This is a genomic window from Rosenbergiella metrosideri (assembly GCF_022602565.1).
Classification (GTDB): domain Bacteria; phylum Pseudomonadota; class Gammaproteobacteria; order Enterobacterales; family Enterobacteriaceae; genus Rosenbergiella; species Rosenbergiella metrosideri.
Map to the genome: position 1 here is coordinate 1 of NZ_JALBCV010000035.1, position 3,067 is coordinate 3,067.

Here is a 3,067-nt window from a genome sequence, read left to right on the forward strand (position 1 = left end):
AATATGTTTATTATGAAGAGTTCAATTTTCGATGAATACTGTAGCTGGGTTTTCCCTATAATTCTAGAATTGCATAGTAGAATAGATACAACTCCATATGACGCATATCAAAAAAGAGTAATAGGTTTTCTAGCAGAAAGACTTTTTAACGTGTGGATAGAGTATAATAAAAATAGGTTTAGAATTAAATATCTAAACGTTCTTAACACAGAAGGTGAGAATTTAGTCAAGAAAGGGTATGGTCTTATAAAAAGGATGATGATCAAGTGAAAAGAATTGTACTTATTACAGATAACGCTTTTACGTATTCAGGAAGAGAAAAAATTTGTGCAATGATGTCACGTATATATTCAAAAAATAATGAAGTTACAGTTATTTCATTAAAAGGTACAGGAGATTCTTTCTACAAATTCGACGCTATGGATTTTATTAGTCTACAAAATGAAAAAAAACCGTTCTTGAAAATCTTTTCTATACTGAAAAAAAAAGATTATGATTATGTATTTATAGTATCCATGGGAAAGTTAAGTACAATATTCTCGATTTTCATCAAATATTTGAGAACTAAAACGGAAAGTATATTTATAAGTTGTGAGCATGTATCACTAAAATCGCTCGGAATGTTTAAAAGAAAACTTAAGATCAGAGCATTAAAAAAATATGACAAGGTTGTGGTTCTAACAAATGAAGATAAAAAAAATCTAAAAGGTTTAAATGTTAATGCAATTAAAATTGTGAACCCAATATATTATAAATCTCTAGTAAAAGGGAAATTCAATAAAAAAGTGATAGCAGTTGGGAGGCTTGAAAGTCAGAAAAATTTCTTAGAGTTGATCGAGATATGGAATACATTTATTAAAAAAAACCCAGGGTGGAGTCTAGATATTGCAGGGGAAGGAGAACAGAGGGATATAATACAGGACAGAATTGAGAATTATAAATTAGAAAATAGTGTAACTCTACTTGGTAAGGTAGATAATATAGAATATTTTTATAAACGTTCTGATTTTTGCGTAATGACATCTCATTATGAAGGTTTGCCTCTCAGTTTGTTAGAAGCTAAAGCACATTCCTTACCATGTGTTTCTTACGATTGCCCTACTGGACCTTCCGACATTATTAATGATGGTATAGATGGTTTTTTAATAAAGCTAGGAGATAAAACAAGTTTTGTTGAAAAAATGAATTTACTATCTAATGACCAGAAATTATTTAATAAATTTAGTGAGAATACTAAGTTTACAGCAAAAAAATTTGAGTTTTCAGCAATAGAAAGTTTGTGGCTAAAACTAATTCACTGAAATATTGTTGAGAAAAAGGTATAGTGAATATGTATCCATTTTATATCCTGAGTTTTGTCTTATTTCTTTTCGGCTCGGTTGAGGTTCTATTTGATAAACGGGACTTCCGTAGCAAATTTATTGTGAACTTTTTATTTGTGTCTTCTGTGGTAGCTATTATTATATTCGCAGGAGCTAGAGGGGTAGGGACAGGATATGATGATTTACAATACCGGTATGCATTCAATGAAATAGCGGAAAAATCAGTTACTCTAGGACTATCGCAAATATTAAGCTTGTTCAGATATGAACCCATTACAACGCTATTGATGTATATAACTAGTCTTTTTAGTAAATCTGCAGATGTTTTATTGATGACCTATGCAACAATATCAATTATGATAACTTCGTTGACTTATAAAAAAGTTTCTCCATATATACTAATATCTCTTTGTATATTTTCTGCACATTTACTTATCAACAAAGATATGAATCAAATCAGATTCGGTATTGCAAGTGCTTTATATGTATACTCATTAACCTTTTTATCAGAGAAAAAAATTAAGTTATTTATTGTAATTTATCTATTATCAGTACTATCGCATCAAACAGCAACTGCGGGTTTATTAGTGGTTTTTTCTCAAATATATAAGCGTAAATATTTACCATTTTACATAGTAGTATTATCTGTTTTATTGGGTCTAATAGGTAGCAAGTTTTTTTTAGGAAAGTTTGAAAATTTCATTCCTCAAACAGCACTAGCTTATGAAGGCAGCGAATACGATACGGAATTACCTATTTTTAGCATTTCTAATTTTAAAAATATAGTATTTGTATATATCTATTGTAAATATTTAATTAATAATGACTCGCTGAAAATAAAATGGGAGATACGCTACATTCTCGTTTTTGCTTTTAGCATTGGAGCTGGTATTAGGATTTTCTTCAATGACTTTTCAATCATTGGCGGAAGAGTAGGAAATTTATTTTTACAAATAGAGCCTATATTAATTTCGATGCTTATATTTGAGTTTAAGAAGTATAAAGTATTAATGCTAACACTTTGTCTGATGATCGTAATCTACTACCTCCTGTATAATACAATTATAAACCCTCAATCTATTCATGGGTATGTATTAGATAATACTTTCAATATTTTTTAATTTATAGGTAACACTATGAGTAAAGTTATTTTTATTACATGGGATTTCATTCATCCGAGCAATAATGGCTATAAGAAATCAGTTAATGGGAGGATTGAAGAAAGTAAAATTGATAATGATGAAGTCATGGTTATACAAGTGAGAAATGATGGAGCTTTAGATAAGAACAGAATAAAAGAGTATTCTGATGGAATTATTAAGAACGTAAACATTGAAGTTCCTAAACTAAAAGGTTTAAATATAGTAAAAAGTATTTTTTCAATAAAAACTAGAGAGGAAATACTTTATGGGACATACGAGATAGGAAGTGTTATAAATCGATTGATCACTGAATTTAACCCTGATTACATTCAAGTAGAAGGATACTGGGCATTAGGTATCCTACCCAAATCGATTAATAAACCGGTTAGATTAGTTGTCCATGATGTAATGAAAAATCTCTACTTGAGTGATATTAAATCAAATAGCTCGTATTTCCAAAAAATTAATAGCCTCAATAAGCTGTTGAGGACTTTTGCTTTTGAGTCTAAAAATATAAAGGAGTATAATATTTCAGAAGTTATTTATTTAACTAATGACGATAAGAAGTGGTACTTAAAAAAATTAAACCATATTAAAATTCAC

Annotated in this window: 4 protein-coding genes; all 4 read left to right on the top strand. The window is 29.1% G+C overall.

The features are described 5' to 3' along the window. Window positions 1-270: DUF4422 domain-containing protein (locus MKR94_RS16255; protein ID WP_241647863.1), on the top strand; the 270-nt coding region annotated here is incomplete at its 5' end. Beyond that, entirely contained in the window at window positions 267-1,301 is a 1,035-nt protein-coding gene (locus MKR94_RS16260; protein ID WP_241647864.1) for a glycosyltransferase, read from the top strand. The genes MKR94_RS16255 and MKR94_RS16260, both read left to right, overlap by 4 nt. Before the next feature lie 122 nt (window positions 1,302-1,423). Continuing rightward, the gene (locus tag MKR94_RS16265) at window positions 1,424-2,443 is read left to right on the top strand and encodes an EpsG family protein (RefSeq protein WP_241647865.1); all 1,020 of its coding nucleotides are present in this window, start codon (window positions 1,424-1,426) and stop codon (window positions 2,441-2,443) included. Window positions 2,444-2,458: 15 nt separating this feature from the next. Continuing rightward, on the top strand, window positions 2,459-3,067 hold a 609-nt coding region (locus MKR94_RS16270; RefSeq protein ID WP_241647866.1), incomplete at its 3' end, for a hypothetical protein.